This window comes from Mongoliitalea daihaiensis, from assembly GCF_021596945.1.
Classification (GTDB): domain Bacteria; phylum Bacteroidota; class Bacteroidia; order Cytophagales; family Cyclobacteriaceae; genus Mongoliitalea; species Mongoliitalea daihaiensis.
Map to the genome: position 1 here is coordinate 4,537,255 of NZ_CP063779.1, position 18,776 is coordinate 4,556,030.

The following is an 18,776-nucleotide window of genomic DNA, read 5'->3' on the forward strand; positions in this document are numbered from 1 at the left end:
GCAGCCTTTTTTCCTATCTTGGATTTTGTGGGATAGTATTTCTTGAAACTTCTCCGAATGGAATTAAATAAGTCCATTTGGGTTCTCTTGGAATCAAGGTAAATACATTTTCACCTACAGTCTTAGAAAGTGTTTCTGTCAATCTACCTTCGACCATCATCCTTCTCAAATCAGTCCATCGAGTTCCTCTAAATACCAATTGTTTATGTTTCTCTTCAAAAAGCATTTTTAATGCATCACTTTCATTTTGAAAATCAACCGGAATAATTTCTCCATCTTTAAATCTAAACTTCAATAAATGATTGACCAAAGCAGATGCTTCTTGATGATTTCCATTCCTAAGTTTGGCTTCTGCTAAAACAAAAATAGTCTCATCAACAGCTAATCCACCGAAGGAAAGTAGATTTCCCGTATAGGACCCTTTAAAATTGATGAGTCTGGTAGATGGATTCAATTGAAAGAAAATTGACTTTCTAAGGTCATCTTCATCATAAGAATTTATAAAGGATTCATCAAAATGAATTTGATTAGAAAATTGGCTGATAGATAATTGAAGGCAATAATAAACCTGTTCAACATTAAATGCAGGAATTGGTCTTGCTGCCGAGGGATTTAATTCATTGTAGTCCAGCAGATCATTTTTTAGTGCGTACGATTTGCTAGCAAATTCCTCTGCTAATTGAAACTCTGAAATTATCAAATAGGATTTAGCGAGCATCAAATAAGCTGCTGCTTTACTTGGTCGTGTTAGGATTGGCGTATCCGTTGGAAGCAAATCAGAAGCTTGCAATAAATCATCAATTAACTTTCGATAGGTAATTTCAAGTGTCTCCCTATCATATCTTAAATTAATATTTGAAGCCGTAGGGTACGGCAAGCCAAATGAGTTTCCCGCTGTACTGGGTGAATACGGATCAGCAAACAACTGAACCAAATTGAATACTGCAAAACCTCGGCAGAATAGTGCTTGTCCCTTGATTCTATTCCACTCATCATTCCTTTGATTGGCAGGAATTCTTTCCAGTCCTTCAAGAACCAAATTTGCAACAAAAACCTGTTGATAAGGACGATTCCAATCACCTAAATTTTCTTGTGCAATAAATGCTTCTGGATCCCAAGAGTAAAATTCCCTTGCCACTAAATTTATTGCGTTGAAACCTTGCTCTGTTATTTTGAATTCATCTGCTGCAAATACAAAGCCTCCGGGGGTTTGATTAAATACCTGATCACTATTGTCAAGCAAGGCTTGTAATTCAGAAAGGCTCTCTGGAATAACGAAGGTTTGTTGTGGTTTTTGGTCCAAAAATGAATCACAGCTTATCATAATAGATCCAAAAATCACACATATCATTTTTATTTTTATTCGATTCATAGGATGTGCACGTTTATAATGGTTGATAATTAATCATAATTATTTTTTAGAATTTCATTACCAAAATTGGCTAACGGATTCATTTATAATGAAAAGGAAGAGGTTCTAGAAGTCAACTTTTAAGCCTACTGAAATACTAGTCAAGGGTCTTGCTAACTGAAAATCAGGATCTAGAACATCGTTACTTGCTTTCCATAAAATCCCTAGATTATTAGCATAGAAATAAATTTCTGCTCTTTCAAAGGGAATTTTTGGTATTTCATTTTTTGATAGTTGATAACCCAATCTAATATCCTGTAGTCTGATATGATCCCCTCTTTCAACAAGTGCTTCGGAAAATAAAAATAAATTGTCTCTATTTATATTAGCAATGGCTGGAATAGAAGGAACCGAAGTAGTTAACTCATCTCCTGGGCTTCTCCATCGGTTGTTAAAATCTGCATGATCACCGCTTCCTAATAGAACATTGGTATAATTTACTGAATTTCTTCTGTAGTAATATCCAAGTCTATAGCTTATGTTTAAAGAAAGATTAAACCCTTTCCATTGGATTGTATTTCTAACTGCTCCAAAAGAAGTAGGTCTTGCCGAACCATGGAAGATTAAATCTTCGGGGCTTGTTGTTGAAATAATAGAGTTAAAATTCGTACTTGGCTCCCCGTTCAATAAACCAATTGGATCACCTGTATTAGGATCAAGTCCTACAAATGGAAAACTATAAACAGAAAACAAAGGTCTACCTTCAAAAGGTACAGGATTAAATGCCCCCATTCCTGCACCAGCTTGTACATAAGCCAATGATGTTTCCATTCTATTATAAGTGACAACCTTTTCTACTATTTTTGAGAAGAATACATCAGTCGTCCAGCGGACTGCTTTATTTATATTGATGGTTCTAATATTTATATCCATCCCCCAACCTTCGGTCTCTGCAAAATTTCCTCTAAATTCAGTAATGCCTGATGAAGGTGGGAACCCCGTAACCCCAATCAAGTCAACCGCATTTTTTCTATAGAATTCCATAGAACCCGATAACCAATCATTACGTGTTGCGAAATCATATGCTATATTCAACATGCCAACCCGTTCCCAACGAAGTTCGGGATTGGGATTTGAAATTATCACTCCCGTAGGTAAACCCAAGATATTATTTGTAGCAAATCTTGCAATTGCCAATGAGGAGATGCTGTTATCTACGTTTCCATTGTAGCCATAGGTAAGTCTCAATTTACTGTATGGCAACCAGTTTACATTGTAAAAGCTTTCTTTACTGAGATTCCAAGCTGCCCCTCCTGAAAATAATGGCACCCCTCTAAGGTTCGTATCTACACCGAAAATATTCGATAAATCCCTTCTTAAACTTGCGGAAAGCACATATTTTCTATTTAAAGTATAAGAAGCATTTCCAAAAAATGAGATAAATCTATCGTAAAAACTATTAACGGAATTGCCATAAGGTACTCTAAGTTGTTGAGCAGGAACGGCATTGTTTCTAAATAAGGACACGAAATCAACAGGGAGATTAACCGCATTCTCCCGCACATACCCATACAAACGCTTAGATGATAAGTTAGATTCTAATAGCTTAAATTCTGAACCTCCCAAAATCACTAATTCATGATTTTCCCAAATTTTTGAATAATCCGTTTGAAGTCTTAGCGAGTGAGAAAATGATGAAACATAATTAAAATCCCCGATACCACCCAATGGAATTGCCCTTTGTAAACTGCCATCTGCCAAAACTTGGGTGAACTGGTTTATTAAATTTCTACTGAAGTATGAATCCAAGGGTCGGTACAATAATCTCTCAGTATTTGCCTTCCAATATTGGTATGATAGCGTAGCTGAAAAACCTTCTTTTATTGTATACTTTAAGGCAGAATTTATCCGGATGTCCGTTGTTTTAGAGGAATTTTGATTGATATTTAACTCATCTAAAGGTCTGAATTGCCAATCCAATAAACCCCTATCTATTGCATTATCTGTTATGCTTCTATTAAAATCTCTCGGAGTTACTATTGGCAACCCATTTTCATCGCGCAGGCTGTAATAGATTGGCAAAGGCCTTGTTGCAGTTAAACCTATGGAAGAGACTCCTTGGTTTGGTGAATTTTGGGTCGATTGGACAAAATAAACACCTGCATCAACTTCCAGCTTTTTACCTACACTAAATATTTGCCTAGTATTGAGAGTGACTCGCTGATTGGAATTAAACTGTAAGTTTTCATCATTTCTATCCAATCCTAGTCCAAAGAAAAATCTATTGGTCTCCCCTCCTCCCATTGCTTGCAAGGAATATTGACGGTTAAAAGATCTCCTAAAAACATCATTGGTCAAGTCATTTCTAAGATCATTGGATGCCAATCTATCCAAAATTAGTCTCCCCTCCTCTTCGCTAATTAAACCATCTCTGATACCCAATAAAGTTTCTGCCCCCAGAGGTATGGGAGGCCTTGAGATACTGTTTCGCTGGTTATCCCAAAAACCTCTATCAAAAAGTATTTTTTCGGCTTCTAATACATCAGAAGCATTCATCACAGGTAAATAAAATTGATCGGGAACCTCAATAGATGTAAAATTGGAATTGAATGAAAATTTAGTTGGCTGATTGAATTTTCCCTTTTTTGTAGTTATCACAATTACTCCATTGGCAGCTCTAACTCCCCATATAGATGCGGCAGCTGCGTCCCGCAAGACAGTAATACTTTCAACATCGTTTGGATTTACTGTACTTAAATCGCCATCATAGGGAAAATTATCTATAATAATTAATGGACGACTGTTTCCAAATATGGTGCTTCTACCCCTAATATCAATGTCCAAATCTCTGTTGACATTTCTCCTATTGAAGATCAGACCTGGTGTAATATCTTCCAATCTGTCAATAAGATTGGTACTTACACGCCTGTTAACAAGTTCTTCATCTAGTTGAACAAATGAACCGGTTGCTCTTTCTTTGGGCAATTGTTGATACCCAGTAGACACCACTTCTACATTCATTAAATCAAGCCCCAAATCCTTTAATTGTATGTTCAGGAAGTCCTCAGAAACGTTGCTAGGACTTAGCTCTCTCGTCTCAAAACCAAGATATGATATGACCAGCACATCATTAATTGAATTTAGGATAATTTCGAATCTACCATCTCTATCAGCAATCACACCTTTCTTAGTATCCTTGATCATAATGGTCGCACCGACCAAAGGTTCTCCAGTTGATTCTGATGAGACACGGCCTTTTTGCAGTCTGCGTATATCTTGGGCTTTTCCATAAAAGGAAAAAAGGCACAACAAAATCAATAGTATATGCTTTGTTTTCATGGCTTTATAAATTTTGGGTTGTCTCGAATTACCAGTTTAGAAACTGGGTTCAATTCTTCTTCTAAGACTAAATTGTAAGCAGCAAGTGCTTTTTGTAAATCTTCTACACTTCTAAGATTTGCTTCAATGGAAAGATCAACTGGGAAATCTATACCTGTTTTATTTAGTATTAATCGATGGTCTCGTTGGAGGTACATGCTATTAAGATGAACTACCAACATTTCTAAGGTTGTATTTTGAAGCTCACCTGAAATACCAGAAAATGCATATTTTGAAGGTCCTCCCTTGGATTTCAAATGTGAAGGATCACCAAGCGATTTAAGCGCTAATGTTGGGGAATTTCGTTCTTCTACTGAAATTAAATATTGGGGAAAAAGCTTGATTAATTCGGATTTCAATAAGGCCCACTTTTGTTCTTCAGGAATATCTGGAACAATCAACTCAAAGCAGAAGCTGTTTCCCTGCTGTTTCCAAATTTTATATTCTTCCCCAGTTTTTTTTGTTGTGACTTTCTCAGGATCTTGGACATCAATTTCGATTAGTTTATTATGAAAAATATTTTTACCATCACTAAAACCTATTCTCATTAGGTGTTTTATAGAAGTATTTGTAAAAAGAAATTTTTTTATCCTTTTCTGATCGTCCCTAATAAGATCATATTTTCCTGGAAATCCATCAATTGGACCTGTAAGAGCCGATTGATAATATATTGGTGTATTCCCAAAGTTTGGATTACCTGCCAACAAGGGTTTGTAGGGGTCTACGTCAATTATCTTATCTCTTTTTGATCCCAATACTGTTGCCTGCCCATTAATAACCTGCTCGATTTTCTCTTCCGTGATATCATTTCCGTAAGTGGAAGCGATAATTTTTCCATCGGGACCTATCCAAACGTAATGGGGAAGGGTTTGGTGAGGAAATAAAACTCTTAGAATGTTGTCATTGTAAACCATGGGGATTTTTAAATCCCTTAGTTTTTGGGTTCGGCTAAAGAGCTTTTCAACCTCATCTTTTGATTGGTAAGTTACAGGAAGGATTTTTAGCTTTCCTTCATAAATTTTATTCAGTTCAGCAGTTTTAGGGAAACTAGCTATACAGGGTGCGCACCAAGTAGCCCAAAAGTCCAGGATCAAATAGGACCCTTTAAAATCAGCTGTTTGAACTGTAGCAACATCATTGAAAAGCAAATTTTCGAGTAGTATATCCGGTAGGAAATCGCCTACTTCCAGTGGCTTTATTTCTTGGAAATCTGTTGATGTTTGAGCAAATCCTTTTTGTGACATCAAGAATAAAATCATCAACATGAAGGAGTAAATTTTAACTTTCATAGGTATGACTTAAATTGTTAATACTATTAAAAATAAGGAGACCGAAAGCCTTCCAAAGACTTAGCCTTCGGCCTGGAAGCAAGCTTCCCTCCCTGTGCAGTATCGTCACCTTGTGTGAATCCGCTAGCTACATTTGGGTTTGGTTGATCGTTAACCTTATGAGGAGAGTTTCAGGGAGCCTGTGGGGGATAGCAACTTTTGCTAGGTTCAGGGGTTATTATTGTTTATCTGCATAGGATTTATGTGAGTTGTTTTTTGATGGAACATGTTGGTTTACTTTGAGGTGGAGAAGAATTAGATTTCTTGCCAGCCTCAGGATACAAGGGTACTTTGCTCCTAGGAAAATGACTGCTCTTAACGAATGTTCATTACAGGAATCGGACTTGTATTGATCTTGGACTCCCCGTTTGATACTTCGATAAAGGCATGGCAAGGCCAGGAAGCATGAGTTGATAATTTTTTTCATGCATTTAAGTATGAGGCAAAGTGGAACTTCCTACCAAAAGGGCAGTCCTCTTCCATGCTACCAGAGCGGCAACTATTACCCGATAGAAATAAATGGAATACATTTCCCATGATCTTCTGCAGCAGATCGGGAGTACAAGGAACAGGGAATCCGGACGGGTGGCAGAAAACGCCACTCCTCCCCTTCCTTACCGAGGGCTATTTATCAAACCGGAGATTTGATAATATTCTTTAAAAGTTCAAATAGGGTCAATGTGCGTGAAAAATGCAGGTCAGCAATCGCATCGCTAATCCTTAATCCATCTATGGGGAAAGATCGAGAAAAGGCCGTACAAGATGATACTGGTTCCATTGCATTTTTTAATTTATATGGAACGTCTCGTTAAGCAGTTAATCTAGCCTTTAAAAATAAGAGGCGTGAACTCTACTTGTTCAAAACTAGGTACCTAGGATAGACCTTGAACACGAACAAGTGAGCCCACGCCAATGGCGTGAGCATTTCACTTATTGCCTCGTGTTCATTGAAATTTCCTAGGTTTCAGTTTCGAGACGTTAAGTGCGATGCTATCAAATAGAAGAATCGCAAATCTAAACAACTTCAAATAGAAAAGTTACTTCTATTTTATTTTTGCTTAGATATAACTAAGCGTAAAACTAAGTAAGTTTTTTGAATTTGCAAATAATAATGGGGAAAAAAAGCAAATTTGATATTGCAGTTGTAGATCATATACGAGAACTTAGAATTAGTAAAGGCTATTCTCAAGATGATTTTGCTGCATTTTTAGAAACTTCAAGGGGTTTTATTGGGCAAATTGAAAGCCCTTTATCTCCGAGTAAATACAATTTAAATCATTTAAATAGATTAGCATTTGAAATGAAATGTTCTCCCAAAGACCTTATACCTGACCAATCTTTTTGGGAAGAATTGCCCAAAAAACAGAAATAACACTAATCTTGATAGTTAAATTTTTCCAGAATTGAATTCATTTCCTCATTTGTTGGATTGATAATTTTTTTTGTGACAGGGTTAGCTAAATAGTTCAAGAAGCTGACCAAAAAATCTTCTTTTTTAAAATCCCTTCCCAACCTTTTTTGAAAGCAGCTCAGACAAAGAAACCCCTTCCCTACTCCATGTTTTTCCCATAACTCATCTGTGACGGTAAAGAAATTAGTTTTTCCTTTTTTGGTATCGATCCCACAATCGTAGCATGAATAGTTTTTTTTCATAGGTCTATCAGGTTGGACAAAGGCAAAATAGTACAATCTGAGTATTAGTGTTGTATTTTTCGGGATAAAATACCCTGATCAGGGTATTTTTTAGGTGATGGGGAATGGGTAGATTTGGGGGTAATTGAGGAATAACCTCAATTTATTGCGCTATTTGTTCCATTTGGTCTACATAGCTCAATAGGTTGCGTGAAGAGAATCGTTATAGCCAATGGTAGGACGCCCGTTCCAAAGACGACCGACCTAAAATTTAAACATTAACACAAAGACAAACCATTTTGACAGGTGAACACAGACATAGAAACTATACAACAAACGGACAGCGAGTAAGCCGACACTCATTGCCGACCCTTCTGTGTATTATTTTTTTTCCCACCGCACAAAATATTTTAAAATTCTGCCACCGCACAATTGGCACATTTGCAAGCCGCACAAGCCAACGCACAAACCCAAGCTTGCAAAAGAGCCAATTCTCCCACCCGCTACAGGACGAGAATGGCCGTTCTAAAACTGAAAATTCGTACTTTAACCGACTAAATTATATTTCATATTAAATAATGGCAAACCAAAACCCAGAGCAAATAGCAAGAGATAACATTGACAAGCAGTTGACTGCTTGTGGCTGGGTTATTCAAAGCATCAAACAAATTAATTTGAATGCTAGTTCTGGGGTTGCTGTAAAAGAATATTTGACAGATGTTGGTCCTGCGGACTATGTTTTATTTGTTGATGGAAAACCTTGTGGAGTAATTGAAGCTAAACGAGAAGAAGAAGGTCATAGAATGACTGTACATGAAGGACAAGGTGAAGACTATGCAAATGCTAAACTCAAACATCTAAAGAATGAACCATTGCCTTTTGTGTATATCAGCACAGGAGAAGTAACAAGGTTTACGGACTTTACCGACCCAAAACCAAGAGCAAGAGAAGTCTTCAGTTTTCACAGACCTGAAACATTAAGAGATTGGGTAAAACGAGACAAATCACTTCGTAGAAGATTATTGGATTTACCTGCTTTGCAAACTGATGGTTTGAGAGATTGTCAAATCAACGCCATCACAAAACTTGAAACGTCATTCAAAGAGAACCGACCTAGAGCCTTGATTCAAATGGCAACAGGTTCAGGAAAAACTTTTACTGCTATAACTGCCATTTATCGCTTGTTGAAATATGCAAAGGCAAAACGAGTTTTGTTTTTGGTTGACACAAAAAACCTTGGCGAACAAGCAGAGCAGGAATTTATGTCATTCGTTCCAAATGATGACAACAGAAAGTTTACTGAACTTTACAGCGTTCAGAGACTAAAATCAAGCTACATAGCAACCGACAGTCAAGTTTGCATAAGCACAATTCAGCGTTTGTATTCCATTTTAAAGGGAACCGAGTTAGAAGAAGCAGCCGAAGAAGAAAATCCAAACGAGAGAAAATACCAACCAAAGGAAATACCGCCAATTGAGTATGATGGCAAAATGCCGATTGAGTTTTTTGATTTCATTGTAATTGATGAATGTCACAGGAGCATTTACAATTTATGGAAACAAGTTCTTGAATATTATGATGCTTTTGAAGTTGGCTTAACAGCCACTCCCGACAAAAGAACCATTGGTTATTTTGACCAAAATCTGGTTAGTGAATATTCTCACGAAATGGCGGTTGCTGATGGAGTTAATGTTGGATATGAAGTATTTATCATAGACACAAAGGTAACGCAACAAGGTGCTACACTTTGGAAAGGCGAATACATTGAACACCGTGAACGCCTGAGCAGAAGAAAAAGAATGGAATTGCAGGATGAAGATGAAGAATATTCAAAACAGCAATTGGATAAGGATGTAGTAAATCCAAATCAGATAAGAACCATCATTCGCACTTTTAAAGAGCATTTACCGACCATTTTCAAAGACCGTTACGATAAGAACGGAAATTTTGAAGTTCCTAAAACATTGATTTTTGCAAAAACAGATAGCCACGCAAACGACATAATTGATATTGTACGTGAGGAGTTTGCCGAAGAAAATAAATTCTGCAAGAAAATCACATACAACAGCGAAGACCCAAAAAGCACCTTGGCTCAATTCCGTAACGACTATCATCCAAGGATTGCGGTAACGGTAGATATGATTGCCACTGGTACAGATGTAAAACCATTGGAATGTTTGCTTTTTATGCGAGATGTAAAGAGCAAAAACTACTTTGAACAGATGAAAGGCAGAGGCACACGAACTATTGATTTGGATAGTTTACGAAAAGTAACGCCTACTGCAAGATTCACAAAAGACCATTTTGTAATTGTTGATGCCATTGGTGTAACCAAGAGTTTAAAAACAGATAGCCGACCTTTAGAAAAGAAACCTGGCGTTCCGCTAAAAGATTTGCTTCAAGCTATTGCAGTAGGTGCAAGAGAAGAAGAATTGTTTACCTCTTTAGCTAACCGACTTACCCGATTAGACAAACAAATCACAGAAAAAGAGAAAAAACAATTTGCCGAAAAAGCCAATGGCAAAAGCGTTTCGCAAGTGGTAAAAGAATTGTTGAATGCTTTTAATCCTGATGTTTTAGAAGAAATTGAGAGCAAAGTAAGAACTGAAATGGCAGGTGCTGCTCCTGTAGAGATTGAAGCGAAAATCAAAGCACAAACAGAAACACTGCAAAACGAAGCAGCAAAAGTATTTACAGGTGAACTAAACGAATACATTGAAAATGTTCGCAAAGCACACGAACAAAAAATTGACTTAGCAAATCCTGATGAAGTTATTCACGTTGGTTGGGACAAAGACAACACCAACAAAGCAAATGAAATCATTACTAGTTTTTCAGAATGGATGCAAGAGAACAAAGACGAATTAATGGCATTGCAGATTTTTTACAACCAACCCTTTAGAAGAAGAGAATTAACCTATTCAATGATAAAAGAGGTTTTGGAAAAACTCCAAAACGATAAACCTTCCCTTGCTCCTTTGAATGTATGGAGAGCTTATGAGGCATTGGAACAATGCAACGGCTCACCAAGGAACGAACTAACAGCAATTGTTTCTTTGATTCGTAAAATCAGTGGATTAGATAGCACATTGACGAGTTATGATAAAATAGTGGACAAAAATTTTCAGGATTGGGTTTTCAAGAAACAAGCCGGAGCAACCAAATTTAACGAAGAACAAATGCAATGGCTGAGAATGATTAAAGATTATGTAGTGAATAGTTTCCATATTGACAAAGACGACTTTGATTTAAATCCATTCAACGCACAAGGTGGGTTGGGCAAAATGTGGCAATTGTTTGGAGAACAAACAGAAGAAATTATTAACGAATTAAATGAGGCACTGGCAGCATAATGAGTGGACTATTTTTAAACTTCTATCAGGTAGATATTCCTACAAAAGCTGCTTCAATTGATTCAGTTGAGTATAGCCCCTACGCTTCAAAAGAAGCCTTCATTGGCTTAAAAAAAAGTTTTCCAAATCTTTCATTTTATCGTGATGATGATAAAATATTACTTTGGAAGAATTCAAACGAGTCTGAATTCCCTGAAAATACCGTATCAATTAATATTGACTTTACCGAGAAAGCAAAAGTGCTTTCCAAAATACTAGAAAGGTCTATTATTGATTTCGTAGAACCCAAAGGATATCGAATATTCAAGAATAAACATTCAAACTCTTGGGGGATTATATCTTCAAAAGATGTTTTAAACGGAAGTATTGAAGGCTTATCTGTAAACAGAATTGTGCATTTTTCGCCTTGCTTTTTTTTCAAGGAAAGCAAATTGCTTTTGGGCTTTTCTTTATCTACTTCACTCAAAAACTCTTTTACTTGGAGTAAATCAGAGTTTGAGAAATATGGCATTGACATTAAAGGATTAAAAGGTGATGATAATAGAATCTTTGCAAACAGGCAATCAATAAAGCGTTTTATAGAAACCAAAGGAGCAACAACTAAATACGACCAAATAATTAATGAGGAAAATAAAAACTCAAAATGCTTTGCAGTAATTGATGGCTTTTACAAATGGCTTGATAAAAACAGAACGGAAATTAAATTGCCTTTTGGACTAGCAATAAATGCTATTTCTAAAAAATACTTGCCTTTTGAAGATGAATTAATCAAGCCCGAAATAATTGGAAAGCCACAGAGATATTTTTATAGTAACCGCAAGAACACACAAGGTTTAAAATATTACGACCAAATGGTTAAGGCTTATCAACCTTATTCATTGGAGCTTTACCAAAACAAACAAATCAATATTGGTGTGATTTGTCCTTCTGAATATCAAGGCGAAACAGAAGGTTTTGTAAAGAAAATTGAAGCAAAACTAAAAGAGGTTTTCCATTTCAACTCTTTGAACTTTCATTTTAAAACAATCGCAGGAAAAGAATTAGAAAATTACAAGGAAGTGCTTTATGATGAGGCTTTACAGAAGTGCGACTTGATTTATGTAATCGTAAATGAAGCCCAAGAAAAGCTAAGTCCAAACAATTCACCGTATTACGTATGCAAGGCAAAGTTTATCGGTAATGGCATTCCAACGCAGGATGTTCAAATAGAAACCATAAGACAAAATCTCAATGCCTTTACTATGACCAACATTGCATTAAACTCTTATGCAAAACTTGGTGGTACGGCTTGGACAATTGAAAAAGAAGACAAACTAAAAGATGAATTGGTAATTGGCATTGGCTCCACATTATCAGAAAATGGGCAGTTTGTTTTGGGTATTGCACAAGTTTTTCATAATGATGGCAGGTATATGACAGGAGATTGCTCTCCCCTTTCATCATTTGCCAATTATGCTGAAAATTTAGAAAATCACCTTTATAAAACTTTACAGCCCTTAGTTGAGGAAATGAGCAAATCAGGCACATTCCGCTTGATTTTTCATTTGTTCAAATCAGCCAGTGAGGAATACGAATTAAAAGCCATTAATGGCTTAAAAGAGAGATTGGCAAATTACAATTTTGAATTTGCGTTGGTTCATTTGGCTTATGGGCATAATTTCAGATTGTATTACAATGATGGAAGAAATGACATCAACCAAGGAACATACATTCAATTAAGCAAACATTCTGCTTTGCTTCATTTTGTGAGCAAGAGTGATTTACCCTTGAAAATTTATTTGGATAAGCGTTCCACCTTCACAAGTTTGTTCTACATAGCAAAACAGGTTTATTGGTTTTCACACTTGTCGCACAGAAGCTATATGCCGTCAAAGAGAACCGTTACCATAATGTACCCTTCACTAATGGCAAGAATGACAGAAGAACTCAAAAAAGTAGAAGGTTGGGATTATGAAAGATTAAAAGCAGTAAGCGAAAAACTATGGTTTATTTAAGAGAGATATTAAAGCATAACAGAATGAAGTTAATTCAATACAGAAATATTGAGTTAGCTGCTTATTTGTGCGTTCAATCTTTCGAAGAATTACCAAACCATACATTTGAACTAAGCCCTGACGAAGAAATCGCTTTGATTGGTTATAAGAAAGAATCCGTTGAAGTGTCTAAAGTTGTTTCTATCATTTCAAAAGCCCCGATAAAAGGGCTAAGTGCAATTTCCAATGTATACAAATTAGCTGGCTTGTACTTATCAGCTAAAAGTGAATTAAGCCAACAAATCAGAGAAAAATATCAGCAAAGTGACTTAAAGCAAAAATACTTTCTAACTAAAATTGAACCATCGCTTAAATCACAATTAGAGAAAGAGGTGATAGCGTTGCAAAATCAACCTTTTGCTATTCTCATTAAAAGCATTTATGACATAAGTGATGTTAATGAGACCGAACTGAATACTGCTATGCAATCTGTGACAACAGTATCTGACATAGATGTTCAGTTGCAAATTCTCTTAGAAGATATTGAAAGTACATTACTAAACATCAGGTATATCAATAAGTCTGCTGATGAAGTGGTTAGAGACATTTTAAATAATTTCAGCAATGCCATTCAGAAGATAATTACGAACAGAAGAAAAGACCATCCCAATTTTGAAATTGAAGACGAATATGATGTGCAGGATATTTTGTACGTGATACTTAAATCGGTATTTCCAAACCTAAGAGATGAAGATGCAATTGCAAAGGTTGGAGCAAAAACAACTAAAATAGACCTGATAATAAGGGAAGAAAAAATTTTAGTTGAGGTGAAGATGATAAAAGCTAAAGAATCAAATGAAACACATTTCATTGAAGAATTGAAAGTAGATTTTGAATCATACCACGAATGTAAATGGTTGAGAAAACTATTTTGCTTTGTTTACGACCCTTACAAAAAGACCCGTGACATTTCAAATTTCAACGACCTGAAAGGAGACAGAATAAAAGGCGAACATAATTTTAATGTAGAAGTGATAGTTGCAAACTAATGAAAGAGATTAACAACATACCAAAACATTGGCAGGAAAAATCTTTAGGGGAAATCTTTACCATTGAAAGAGGTGGCTCTCCTCGACCAATAGAAGAATATATAACCAATGATGAAAATGGAATTAATTGGATAAAGATAGGGGATACTAAAAATGTTGTTAAATACATTTCACGCACAAAGGAAAAGATTAAACCAGAAGGAGTAAAAAGGTCAAGAATGGTTTATGAAGATGATTTCCTTCTTTCCAATTCAATGAGTTTTGGCAGACCCTACATAATGAAAACAACAGGTTGTATTCACGATGGTTGGCTAGTGATAAGGAAAAATGAAATTATTGATAATAACTATTTATACTACATTCTAAGTTCTTCTTTTCTATTTCAGCAGTTTTCTAACTTAGCGAAAGGCTCAACAGTTAAAAATCTGAATATAGAGGCTGTTAAACAGGCAGTAATTCGATTTCCCCCCCTCCCCGAACAACAAGCCATTGTAGCCAAAATAGAAGAACTACTCAGCGAACTGGAAAACGGCAAACAACAACTGCTCACCGCCCAACAGCAATTAAAAGTTTACAGACAAAGTTTGTTGAAATGGGCTTTTGAAGGGAAGTTGACTAATAAGTATGTAAAAGAAGGTGAATTGCCGGAGGGGTGGAAAAGTGTTAATGTAAATGACATTGTTGAAAAAAGTAAGCATTCCTTAAAGGCTGGTCCATTTGGTTCCTCGTTGAAAAAAGAATTTTACGTTCAAAAGGGTTATAAAATTTATGGGCAAGAACAAGTGATAATTGACGATGCTTTTTTTGGTGACTATTATATAAATGAAGAAAAATATTTAGAACTAAAATCATGCAGAGTTAAGCCGTTTGATATTCTGATTAGCTTGGTCGGAACAGTTGGTAAAGTTCTAATCTTACCTGAAAATTCTCAAGAAGGTGTGATTAATCCTCGTTTAATTAAAATAACACTGAACAAAGAAATCTATTTGCATAAATTTTTCAAGTATTACTTTGAGAGTTCATACGTGAAAAACTTTTACAGTGCAAAGGCGCAAGGAACAACAATGGACGTTTTGAACCTTGGAATAATTAAGACGATTCCCTTTCCAATGCCATCTCTAAAAGAACAACAACAAATCGTTGAAGAATTAGAAAGCAAGCTCACGGTTTGCGATAAAATAGAAGAAACCATCAGCCAAAGTTTGCAACAGGCAGAAACCTTGAGGCAGAGTATTTTGAAAAAGGCGTTTGAGGGGAAATTAATAACCACAGAAAACTTAGCTACAATATGAAAGAGACAGTAAAATGCAACCTTTATGTTGTTGGCTTAAATGGCACAGGCAAAACCGTACTTATAAGTAAGATTGTTGGTGGTGAGAGTAATTATAAGACAAGACCGATAGGGTTTGAAAATTCAGATTGGCAAATCAAATACGAAAATCAAATTATTGATGTAGAGATAAAAGAAAGAGCGTCTTTTGACCAAAGAGTTAGCAAAGAATATGAAAAAGGTTACTTAGACAATTCGGTTGTAATTGTAATGGTGAGTTCAATATTCAATGACAGTGAGAACAATTTTGATAGAATATGGAATGAATACCTAGCCAGAATTCCAAGCAATTGTATTGTTATTTTGTTTTTCAACAAAAACAAGGAAAAAGAGGTTGATAAAATTGATATAAAATCTCTTAAAGACAAATATCCATTTGTCAGAGAAGTGCTCAATTATGATTTGCAAAATGACAAATTAGATGGTTTCAATTATTTATTGAGAAACATTATTATCAACAGGTATACTGACAGACTCAATTACGCAAGAAAAATTATTAAGGAAAATTTACTCACCAAAAATCCCGAATTAGATTTAGGAAACTGTTCTCTTACTAGCCTCTACGAGATTGAAGAACTTTTCGAAAATACTCATATTGAAAAGCTTATATTAAGTAATGAATGGGCAGCTTTTAGAAATATCAAATGGCATAAAATAACTAGCAAAAATCAACAAGAGAAAAATTCCTTGGGTGACTTACATCCTAATCTAAGTAAACTTAAAAACCTAAAACATTTAATTGCTGGTGGTGATTGGAATGATGGCAAATCCTGGTGGAACAGATGGCGAATTTATGATTTAAGTCCAGTTTTAAGTTTGTCAAACTTAGAGTACTTAAATGTTAGTAACAACAAGATTAGAAATGTACCAACATTATCTAAACTCAAAAAATTAAGAATATTACACCTTAATAATAATGAAATTACAAATGTTAATATCCGAAGTAACTCCATTTCATTGGAAGAGATTTATCTAAGCAATAATCAATTGACATCAGTATCATTTGTAAAGTTCTTGCTTGTTGCCAAAACAATTGACTTGCACGGAAATAAAATAAAGAGTCTTGCACCTATCCAAAGTCAATTTGTAAGAATGAATGTTACCAATTCAAAATGGGAGCAGAATACAATAAACATTGCAAAAAATCCATTAGTGCAACCTCCAATGGAGATTGTAAATATCAGTAAAGAGGCTGTAATAAGTTACTTTAATGATTTATCTAAGGGCGGTTCATTTATAAATAAAGATGTTAAACTGATTTTAGTAGGGAATAGTGAAGTAGGCAAAACTACTTTGGCAAAATATCTAAATAATGAAATAGAGCTTGATAAAGAACATCCCGCTACTCATTGGCTAGAGGAGAAACAACTAAAGAGCAAGTACAAAATCGAAAAGATTAAAGATAAATGCAATATCAATTTATTTGATTTCGGTGGTCACGATTATTTTCACGACACCCATCATCTGTTTTTTAGTAAGAATACCGTTTATTTACTTTTATGGGACAAGGAGACAAACAACTTAAATTACAGAATAGTAAGCCAAAAAAACAGCAAAAAAGAAATTGTAGAAGTTAAAACTCAAGATTACCCTATTAAATACTGGCTTGAATCTATTAAGCACTTCACAAAAGAAAAGAAAACCGAAAATTTTGATTTCGAAATAGAAAAAGAAGACAAATTCAATAGCCTTGCTCTACTAATTCAAAATAAGGTAAATAGTACAGATGAGATTATGCATCTCAACAACCGTGAAATTTTTCTGAATTACCCATTTATTTTTGAGTTCGCAAATATTTCCTTAAAGCCTAAGAGAAACCTAAATCATCTTGATTCTTTGATAACCGAGTTACTTAATAAGGCGGAAATCATTGGTTCAAAATTGCCCGACTATTATCGTATCGTAAAAAACAATATTAAAATTTACGATAGGAAACCCATTCTTTCAATCAATGAGTTTAATCAATATTGTAATAGCTTCTTATCTGAGAATATTGATATTGAGCAAACAATCTTTTTAGCAGAGTACTTAAAGCAGATAGGCATAATACTATACTATCCAAACTCTAAAAATGGTGATAAAATATATATAAACAAGAAGTGGGTGATAGAGCAGATTTATAAAATTCTAGAAGGTCTTGCAAAAAAGAATGGTGAATTTGACACAAATCATATCAAAAGTACATTACCTAGAAATTGTAGCAATGAAGAAGTAAATAGCATAATTCAGTTAATGCTTGAATTCAAAATTATTTTTGAACACCCCGAGTCAAGCGGTTTTATTGCTCCTCTTTATCTTCCAACACAACCTATCAAAGCAGTTGAACTTTTTATTGATGAAAACAAAATACCTTATAGAAGATTTTTATACAGTGGGTTCATACACAAAAATGTAATACTCTCCTTTTTTCAAGAGTATGGTAAACTAGTAATTAAGGAAACTTCAAGTTTGGATAAGGGTTTATATTATTATTGGAAGGATGGTTTAGTAATTAAAGATTCTGCATCTAGTGAAATTGTTATGGTTCAATTTAACATTGGCGATTCAGAAGGTAATGCTTTTATTGATGTTGTTCAAATTAACAATGCTTCTGAAACCAAATTTGTCAAAGAAATAATCGAATTTATTAAAGCTATCAATACGGATTATGAAATTGAGGAGATGGTTACGCTTGACGGAAAGGACTACGTTTCTTTAGAAGTACTACATAATAATGCAAAAGTCGGCAAAATGATTTTTACAGAAAGCCGTATTTCAATGGATAAAGATTTAATTGTACCAGTTATAAAAGAGTTCAAACTAAAAGATTATAAGATGTTTTTATCTAATGGAATAAAAAGGAAAAAGGTAGTTATATCCTATTCTAAAAAAGACCTTGTTCGAGTCCACACACTTATTAGATACTTAAATCCATTAATTGATTTGGAACTAATTGAGCAACCTTGGTATTGCACAGTTTTAAATCCTGCTGATGAATGGGACTTGAAGATTAAATCAAAGTTTGATGAAGCGGATATAATTTTCTTTATGGTAAGTGAATACTTTTATTCAACCCCTTATATTATCGAAAAAGAAGTAAAATCAGCTATCGATAGGTATGATAAAGATAAATCTGTAAAAATAGTACCAATCATTTTAGAACATTATCAATGGGGAAGAAAAGATCCCTATAATCTACAGAGGTTTTCAGCTTTGCCATTTCAGGCTAAGCCTATTAGTGATTTTAACAATGAAAAGCTTGCTTGGAATACTATAACTGTATGCGTTCGTACAATGATTGAAAAAGATTTAGACCCTGGTAAGATTGATATAATATCAAGAGAACTACAAGAAATATATGAACGACAAGTAGAGGGTAAATTAGACTTTAATACGAAATAAC

At 34.9% G+C, this 18,776-nt stretch carries 10 protein-coding genes; 6 read left to right on the forward strand and 4 right to left on the reverse strand.

Annotation, left to right across the window (positions count from 1 at the left end):
* Positions 1-13 precede the first annotated feature (13 nt).
* From IPZ59_RS19140 to IPZ59_RS19150, 3 genes are all read right to left on the reverse strand, one after another.
* Complete coding sequence (locus IPZ59_RS19140) at positions 14-1,372, reverse strand: RagB/SusD family nutrient uptake outer membrane protein (protein WP_236137645.1); 1,359 nt, start codon at positions 1,370-1,372, stop codon at positions 14-16.
* A gap of 105 nt (positions 1,373-1,477) precedes the next feature.
* On the reverse strand, positions 1,478-4,690 hold the full coding sequence (locus IPZ59_RS19145) for a SusC/RagA family TonB-linked outer membrane protein (protein WP_236137646.1): 3,213 nt from the start codon (positions 4,688-4,690) through the stop codon (positions 1,478-1,480).
* Positions 4,687-6,018 carry a TlpA family protein disulfide reductase gene (locus IPZ59_RS19150; RefSeq protein ID WP_236137647.1) on the reverse strand — a complete coding sequence of 444 codons (1,332 nt, stop codon included), beginning with the start codon at positions 6,016-6,018 and terminating at the stop codon, positions 4,687-4,689. Before IPZ59_RS19150 ends, IPZ59_RS19145 begins: the two co-directional genes overlap by 4 nt.
* Positions 6,019-7,150: 1,132 nt before the next feature.
* On the opposite strand from IPZ59_RS19150, the gene IPZ59_RS19155 reads away from it, so the two are divergent.
* On the forward strand, positions 7,151-7,429 hold the full coding sequence (locus IPZ59_RS19155) for a helix-turn-helix domain-containing protein (protein WP_236137648.1): 279 nt from the start codon (positions 7,151-7,153) through the stop codon (positions 7,427-7,429).
* A 2-nt stretch (positions 7,430-7,431) separates the two neighbouring features.
* Here the strand turns inward: IPZ59_RS19155 and IPZ59_RS19160 are convergent, their stop codons facing one another.
* Positions 7,432-7,710, reverse strand: coding sequence for a hypothetical protein (locus IPZ59_RS19160; RefSeq protein ID WP_236137649.1), 279 nt, complete (start codon positions 7,708-7,710; stop codon positions 7,432-7,434).
* 653 nt (positions 7,711-8,363) lie between these two features.
* Here IPZ59_RS19160 and IPZ59_RS19165 point away from each other — a divergent pair.
* From IPZ59_RS19165 to IPZ59_RS19185, 5 genes are read left to right on the forward strand one after another with little or no spacing between them, the layout of a single operon-like run.
* Entirely contained in the window at positions 8,364-11,042 is a 2,679-nt protein-coding gene (locus IPZ59_RS19165; protein ID WP_236137650.1) for a type I restriction endonuclease subunit R, read from the forward strand.
* Positions 11,042-13,036 (forward strand): argonaute/piwi family protein, encoded by a 1,995-nt coding sequence (locus IPZ59_RS19170; protein WP_236137651.1) that lies wholly within the window; start codon positions 11,042-11,044, stop codon positions 13,034-13,036. The genes IPZ59_RS19165 and IPZ59_RS19170 overlap by 1 nt, the downstream gene beginning before the upstream one ends.
* Before the next feature lie 23 nt (positions 13,037-13,059).
* Positions 13,060-14,064: a PD-(D/E)XK nuclease domain-containing protein gene (locus IPZ59_RS19175; RefSeq protein ID WP_236137652.1), complete on the forward strand. Its 1,005-nt coding sequence runs from the start codon at positions 13,060-13,062 to the stop codon at positions 14,062-14,064.
* On the forward strand, positions 14,064-15,356 hold the full coding sequence (locus IPZ59_RS19180; protein ID WP_236137653.1) for a restriction endonuclease subunit S: 1,293 nt from the start codon (positions 14,064-14,066) through the stop codon (positions 15,354-15,356). The genes IPZ59_RS19175 and IPZ59_RS19180 overlap by 1 nt, the downstream gene beginning before the upstream one ends.
* Complete coding sequence (locus tag IPZ59_RS19185; RefSeq protein ID WP_236137654.1) at positions 15,353-18,775, forward strand: COR domain-containing protein; 3,423 nt, start codon at positions 15,353-15,355, stop codon at positions 18,773-18,775. The genes IPZ59_RS19180 and IPZ59_RS19185 overlap by 4 nt, the downstream gene beginning before the upstream one ends.
* The last annotated feature ends 1 nt before the right edge of the window (position 18,776 follow it).